The 6,280-nt window shown below is 62.2% G+C and carries 9 protein-coding genes; 2 read left to right on the top strand and 7 right to left on the bottom strand.

The window, feature by feature from the left end:
• Positions 1-455: CopD family protein (locus M0954_RS23425; RefSeq protein ID WP_297355788.1), on the top strand; the 455-nt coding region annotated here is incomplete at its 5' end.
• 136 nt (positions 456-591) lie between these two features.
• Here the strand turns inward: M0954_RS23425 and M0954_RS23420 are convergent.
• The 4 genes from M0954_RS23420 to dgoD form a co-directional block, all read right to left on the bottom strand.
• Complete coding sequence (locus M0954_RS23420; protein WP_297355792.1) at positions 592-804, bottom strand: YodC family protein; 213 nt, start codon at positions 802-804, stop codon at positions 592-594.
• A 111-nt stretch (positions 805-915) separates the two neighbouring features.
• Positions 916-1,218, bottom strand: coding sequence for a hypothetical protein (locus tag M0954_RS23415; RefSeq protein ID WP_123385400.1), 303 nt, complete (start codon positions 1,216-1,218; stop codon positions 916-918).
• A gap of 234 nt (positions 1,219-1,452) precedes the next feature.
• Positions 1,453-2,745, bottom strand: coding sequence for an MFS transporter (locus M0954_RS23410; protein ID WP_297355786.1), 1,293 nt, complete (start codon positions 2,743-2,745; stop codon positions 1,453-1,455).
• A 96-nt stretch (positions 2,746-2,841) separates the two neighbouring features.
• Entirely contained in the window at positions 2,842-3,990 is a 1,149-nt protein-coding gene (gene dgoD, locus M0954_RS23405) for a galactonate dehydratase (protein ID WP_297355784.1), read from the bottom strand.
• Between the two features lie 185 nt (positions 3,991-4,175).
• Here dgoD and M0954_RS23400 point away from each other — a divergent pair, with 185 nt between their 5' ends.
• Positions 4,176-4,853 (top strand): FadR/GntR family transcriptional regulator, encoded by a 678-nt coding sequence (locus M0954_RS23400; protein WP_297355790.1) that lies wholly within the window; start codon positions 4,176-4,178, stop codon positions 4,851-4,853.
• Between the two features lie 26 nt (positions 4,854-4,879).
• On the opposite strand, the gene M0954_RS23395 is transcribed toward M0954_RS23400, so the two are convergent.
• From M0954_RS23395 to M0954_RS23385, 3 genes are all read right to left on the bottom strand, one after another.
• Entirely contained in the window at positions 4,880-5,317 is a 438-nt protein-coding gene (locus M0954_RS23395; protein ID WP_297355782.1) for a response regulator, read from the bottom strand.
• Positions 5,318-5,378: 61 nt separating this feature from the next.
• The gene (locus M0954_RS23390) at positions 5,379-5,765 is read right to left on the bottom strand and encodes a response regulator (RefSeq protein ID WP_297355779.1); all 387 of its coding nucleotides are present in this window, start codon (positions 5,763-5,765) and stop codon (positions 5,379-5,381) included.
• A 29-nt stretch (positions 5,766-5,794) separates the two neighbouring features.
• Positions 5,795-6,223 (bottom strand): response regulator, encoded by a 429-nt coding sequence (locus M0954_RS23385; protein ID WP_297355777.1) that lies wholly within the window; start codon positions 6,221-6,223, stop codon positions 5,795-5,797.
• Positions 6,224-6,280 lie beyond the last annotated feature (57 nt).

The raw sequence follows: 6,280 nt of genomic DNA, 5'->3' as shown, positions 1-6,280 counted from the left end.
TGCATACGTTGCATGTGCTTGCCACCAGCGTATGGGGCGGCCTGGTCGTGACGGCTGGCCTCGCGGTGCTGCCGGCGCTGGGCACTTCGACCGCGCGTGGCATGCTGATCCGTACGGCTATGCAGATCTCGAACGTGTCGCTGGTCGCGGTCGTGTTCGTGCTGCTGACGGGGATCTTCAATACCGTGCGGGGTTCGGGCGGGTCATTCGAGGCGATCGAAATCAGCACCTGGGGACATGTGCTGACGCTCAAGCTGGCGCTGGTGGCTCTAGCGCTCGTGCTTGGCGGCCTGAACCGCTTCCTGGCATTGCCGCGGCTTCGCCGCACTGCGTCGACGATGGACGCTCACACCTTCACCAACGTGCTTTACCTTGAAGCGCTGGCGATGATCGGCGTGTTCATTGTGGCGGCTGCTTTGTCCAACAGCGTGCCGGCCTTCGTCCCGCTCGCCTGAGCGGTGAGCGGTCGTTGGGCGAGCGCTGAGGACCCGTCCACGGTGGCCACCACACAAAAAAACGCCGCACAGCAAGCCTGTGCGGCGTGAACACACGCGGTCGCCCGGCAGGAGCCGGTTGCCCCGGTACTGCCCGTTAAGCGGCGAGTGCTTTCGGCACTCGCTCCAGCATGGTTTCAGGGAACATCTCCTGACGCAGTTCGCCATCGTCGTCGAACCACTGGCAGATCAGCCAGGTGCCCGACGCAAACACAACCGGACCTACCCACGTGGCGGTCATCGGACGGCCGCCCGATTTGAGCGTCAGCACATCGCCGCCCCGGTACGTCGTTCGTTTTGGTAGAAACATCGCTTTCATCACTTCGGTCTTCCACTCGGTTCGTTGCATCGGCTGCTTCAGGCGGGGCGAGCGCCCAGTCGTCCGCGGGATCAGCCCGTTACATTTCTGAATCGACGCGGCTTATTCGTAACCCAGCTTGTGGCCGAGGATCGGCGCGCAGAACAGCGCGATCGCGCAGCCGCTCGCCTTGCCTTCGAGTTCGGCGCCGGCGGCATGCGAGCCATAGAGTTGGGTCAGCAAATCGAACAGTTGCGGCGCGCAGTAGATGACCGCTGCAGCGATGAAACACTTCTCCACCGTCGAGATGCGCCAGCCCTGCTGGAACGCCATTACCGCGCCGATCACCCGCAGCACGCCGAACACCACCAGCGCGCCCACGGCCGCTTGTTCGCGGATCAAATAGTCAGGAAGAAATTCGCCCATGATTGCCCTCTCGCATCGTCTTTAGACTGCTACAAAGCAAGGAGCGGGCCAAGCGGGAAATGGGGTTGCGGCGGAAGAGTTGAAAGCCTTTTCCAGCAAGGCTTTCAGGTGGCTCGGAGGGATGCGGAGAGGTGGACGGAAGTCGCTTCTAGAGCGATTCCGTCCGGGATGTTACGTAACTGAGACTCTTGCGTTCGCTAGCGTACGTAACGTCGCTGGACATGTCTCATCCGCCTAGCGGATCCGCTCGATCCGGCCGACCAGAAACAGATACGACAGCGCGCCCACCACGCCGACCGCGCTCATGAAAACGAGTGCTGGCGCGAAGTCGTTGCCCTTGACGAGCAGGCCGATCACGATCGGCACGCAGATCGAGGACAGGTTGCCCATCAGGTTGAACATGCCGCCGGTGAGTCCGAGCAGTTCCTTTTTCGCCATGGAGGAGACAAGCACCCAGGTGATTGACGAAAATCCGCTGCCAAAAAAGGCGATGGCCATGAAGAGGATGACCATTGAGGGACTATCGACAAAGTTCGCACCGACAATCGCCGTGGACAGCAGCAGGCCCGTGACAATGGGCACTTTGCGCGCGGCCGTGGCCGAGACGCCGCGGCGGATCATGGCATCGGAGATCAGGCCGGAGGCCAGAATGCCGACGAAAGCGGCGAGAAACGGCACGGCGGCCATGAAGCCGGCCTTGAGAAAGTCCATGTGGCGGTATTTGACGAGGTAGGTGGGAAACCACGTCAGGAAGAACCACAGCGTTGAAGTCACCGCAATCTGGCCGATATAGATGCCCCAGAGTTTGCGGTTGCCGAGCACGGCACGCCAGTCGGCCGAGTTGTATCGTGCGCGAGACACGCGGGCGCTGCTGAGTTCGACGAGGCCGCCGCCACGGCGGATCGTGTCGAGTTCCGCCTGGTTGATCCCGGCTGCTTCGGACGGCTCGCGGTACAGCGCGTACCAGACGAGCGCCCACGCCACGCCGATGAGCCCCGTCAGGATGAACACGCCGTGCCAGCCGAAGTGCTGCTGGGTCAGGACGAGCGCGGGCGTCAGGAAAGCGAGACCGACGTACTGGCCGGAGGTGTACACGGCGATGGCGCGGGCCCGCTCGCTGTCGGGGAACCAGGTGGTGACGATGCGGTTGAGCGTCGGATAGGCCGGCGCTTCGAGCACGCCGAGCAGCACGCGCAGCGACAGCAGCAGCGCAAAGTCGCTGGCAAATCCCTGCAGGACGGTGGCGATCGACCATAGCCCGATGATCAGCGCCATCATCAGCCGGGGCCGGGCGCGGTCCACCAGCATGCCGCCGGGGATCTGCAGCAAGGCGTACGACCAGCCGAAGGCCGAGAACACCAGCCCCATGTGGGGCGGATCGAGTTGCAGATCCTGCGCGATGGCGGTGGCTGCAATCGACAGGTTGCTACGGTCCAGATAGGTAATGACGACGGTGACGAACAGCATGACCAGCAGGCGGTGGCGTTTGCCGGTCGCCTGGGTTTCAAACGTGGATGTCTCCACCACGACTCCTTCCCTTAGCGGCTCATTTATGGTTTGAGCATCAGGTCTCGCCTGAAGAAAAAACGCCGCCCGCAGGCGGCGTTTGATCAAATCAGCGGCTTACCATTCGGCGACGCTGCCGTCCGTATGGCGCCACACCGGATTGCGCCAGCGGTGACCGACCTTCGCCATTTCGCGGACCTTCTCCTCGTTGACCTCGATACCGAGCCCCGGGCCTTGCGGAATCGACACGAAGCCGTCTTCGTATTTGAAGACCTCGGGATTCTTGATGTAGTCGAGCAGGTCGTTGCCCTGGTTGTAGTGGATGCCCAGGCTCTGTTCCTGGATGAACGCGTTATAGCTGACCGCGTCGATCTGCAGGCAGGTGGCAAGCGCGATCGGGCCGAGCGGGCAATGCAGCGCGAGCGCCACGTCATAGGCTTCGGCCATCGACGCAATCTTGCGGCACTCGGTAATGCCGCCCGCGTGCGAGGCGTCCGGCTGGATGATGTCGACGTAGCCGCCCGCCAGAATGTGCTTGAAGTCCCAACGCGAGTAGAGACGCTCGCCAAGCGCAATCGGCGTGTTGGTCTGATTGACGATGTCGCGCAACGCCTCAGCATTTTCAGAGAGCACCGGCTCTTCGATGAACAGCAGTTTGTACGGGTCGAGTTCCTTGGCGAGCACCTTCGCCATCGGCTTGTGCACGCGGCCATGGAAGTCCACGCCGATGCCGATGTTCGGCCCCACCGCTTCGCGCACCGCCGCGACGTTGTTGATGACGCCTTGCACCTTGTCGAAGGTGTCGATGATCTGCAGCTCTTCCGAGCCGTTCATCTTCACCGCCTTGAAGCCGCGGTCGACCACGGCGCGCGCGTTGTTGGCGACGTCGCTCGGACGGTCGCCGCCGATCCACGAGTACACCTTGATCTTGTCGCGCACCTGGCCGCCCAGTAGCGCGTGGATCGGCACCCCGTGGTGCTTGCCCTTAATGTCCCACAACGCCTGGTCGACGCCAGCGATCGCGCTCATCGTGATCGGGCCGCCGCGGTAGAAGCCCGCACGGTACATCACTTGCCAATGATCTTCGATCAGCAGCGGGTCTTTGCCGATCAGATAGTCCGACAGTTCTTCGACCGCGGCCGCGACGGTGTGCGCGCGGCCTTCGACGACCGGCTCGCCCCAGCCGACGATGCCCTCATCCGTTTCGATCTTGAGGAAGCACCAGCGCGGCGGAACGATGAAGGTTTCGAGCTTGGTGATTTTCATGGTGGGCGTCTCCTGGTGGCCTGAGGAGCCACATGCTACAACAAAATCGCCTTTAAGTACTATTAATAGTACTATTGACGCCAAGCGGACGGCGCGCCGCCCGCAGTGGATTTACCGTTGGGATACCGGATAATCGCGTTCGTTCCAAACATAAAGAGCGTCGGAAGACGGCGGGGAGAGCACCTATCCAACACGATCTGCACGGGCGTGTCGCTCAACAACTGGCCACCGCCATTCTGCGCGGCGACTACGCGCCGGAAACCATCCTGCCGCGCGAAGCCGAGTTGATGGAGACGTTCGGCGTGAGCCGCACGGTGCTGCGCGAGGCGCTGCGCACGCTGACCTCCAAAGGGCTGATCGAGTCGCGTCCGCGAGTCGGCACGCGGGTGCGGCCACGGCACGCGTGGAATCTGCTGGATGTCGACGTGCTCGACTGGTATTCGCGCGTCGCGGAGCCAATGACGTTCGCGCTCAAGCTCCAGGAAATGCGCGAGATGATCGAGCCGTACGCGGCTGCGTTGGCCGCCGCATCGCACGGCGCGGAGACTTTCGATGCGCTCGAGACGGCGCATGCGGCGATGGTGGCCGCGCGTAACGTCGATGAATGGGTGCGGGCCGATCTGCGCTTTCATATCAGCGTGCTGGCTGCATGCAGCAACGAACTGCTGATTCCGCTGGGCACGCTGATCGAGCGTACGCTGGAGGCACAGTTGCGACTGAATGCGAAGCGGGCCGAGGTCTACAACGCGTCGCTGGCTGAACATACTGCCGTGTTCGAAGCGATCCGCACGCGCGACGCCGCAGCGGCGCAGCAGGCCATGGAAGGTTTGCTCGGCGTGACGCGGCGGCGGATCGAAGGCTGAGAGGGGAGAGGTTGATCGTCGCCGCGCTAATTCCAGAGTTTCCTTGGAGCCGCCTGCCAGCGCGAAGGTGCCGGCGCTGCGACAGTCGTGGCGTGGTGAGGGCTCGCCAGACGCTTCGCCAATAACGCATCAATCGTCGACTCAAGCACATTCAGCTCAACGGGCTTTGGAAGAAACACACTCCAGAGTGCCGATTTTTCCGCGGGCGGAGTCTGGCCTGACGACAGCACAACGGGAATCTGGGCGAGCGCCGGATAAAACTTCAGCCGCCGGCACAGCTCGACGCCATCCGTTCCCGGCATGTTCCAGTCCGTGACGATCAAATCGGGGAGGCATCGGCCGGCCTTGTCCAGCGCCGCTTCGCCGTCCTCCGCAAGGATCACATGATGGCCGTGTCCTTCTAGTGCCAGCTGAAGCAGCCAGAGCGAATCGACGTCATCGTCGACAAGGAGGATGGTAGACATAGCTCGAAAAAGTCAGGAGTTTCCTGCCTTTTCCGCAACAAACATGCCGCCCGGGCGGCGCCTAGGTTTCCGGGTGATCTCCGCCTGCGCCCGCGACGAGGCTCGCCAGCTGGTCCATCGGCACGGGTTTGGTCACGTGCGCGTCAAAGCCCGCTTCCGCGGCTTTTTTCTTGTCCGCGTCGCCGGCGTATCCGGTTAGCGCGATCAGTCGAGTGTTCGCCAACGCCGGGTTGCTGCGCAGCAGCCGCACGAGGTGCATGCCGCTCATGTCCGGCATGGAGACGTCGATCAAAGCCAGGTCGGGGATAAACGTTTCAACCACGGCCAATGCGTCCGCGCCGCTGTACGCGGTACGAACCCGGTGCCCGTCAAGTTCGAGCAACATGGCCAGGGCGTCGATTGCGTCTGCCTGGTCGTCAACGAGAAGGATCTGTTTTGCTTGCGCCATGTATAAAGGTCTGGCTCCTGTGAAGTGGCTTAGCGCCAAAGCTTTTGTATCAATGCGAGTAGCGCCACCGGGGCCGTGCCCTTGCGACAGTAACCGTCGAAGTTGTGGCGCGCTTTTCCCGTTTCAAGGACGTGGTCGTCGTCCAGTGAGGTAAATGCCACGATCCCGAGGTTCGTTGTCGGTAGATACGTCCGTAACGCCTGGGCGGTTTCAAAACCGTCGCGCTCCGGCATCATGATGTCGAGCACGACTACGTCTGGAACCCAGTCCTTTACGCAGCGCAAAGCGTCTCCACAACCGTTGGCGGTACGCGTTTCCACACCTTCGTACGACAGATAGACTGCGAGGGCCTCTGCCGCTTCGGGGTTATCGTCGACCACGAGCACGCGTGGGATCGCGTTCAGTATACGAAGCTTGCGAGCGCTCCAGGTTTGACACGGAGAGTGGAGTTGAGACAATTTCGACCGCCTTGAAAACGTTGACCGTGGACGAGCAGCAAGGCGTATGCCACCTTA

It is taken from the genome of Paraburkholderia sp. (assembly GCF_026225065.1).
Lineage (GTDB): Bacteria > Pseudomonadota > Gammaproteobacteria > Burkholderiales > Burkholderiaceae > Paraburkholderia.
The sequence above is the reverse complement of the archived record's forward strand: the minus strand, read 5'-3'. Positions and strand labels throughout refer to the sequence as shown.

What these genes read in the sequence shown, in the direction of transcription:
- M0954_RS23420 (WP_297355792.1), bottom strand. Translation starts at nt 804, where the DNA reads ATGTTTCTACCAAAACGAACGACGTACCGGGGCGGCGATGTGCTGACG.
- M0954_RS23415 (WP_123385400.1), bottom strand. Translation starts at nt 1,218, where the DNA reads ATGGGCGAATTTCTTCCTGACTATTTGATCCGCGAACAAGCGGCCGTG.
- dgoD (WP_297355784.1), bottom strand. Translation starts at nt 3,990, where the DNA reads ATGAAAATCACCAAGCTCGAAACCTTCATCGTTCCGCCGCGCTGGTGC.
- M0954_RS23395 (WP_297355782.1), bottom strand. Translation starts at nt 5,317, where the DNA reads ATGTCTACCATCCTCCTTGTCGACGATGACGTCGATTCGCTCTGGCTG.
- M0954_RS23390 (WP_297355779.1), bottom strand. Translation starts at nt 5,765, where the DNA reads ATGGCGCAAGCAAAACAGATCCTTCTCGTTGACGACCAGGCAGACGCA.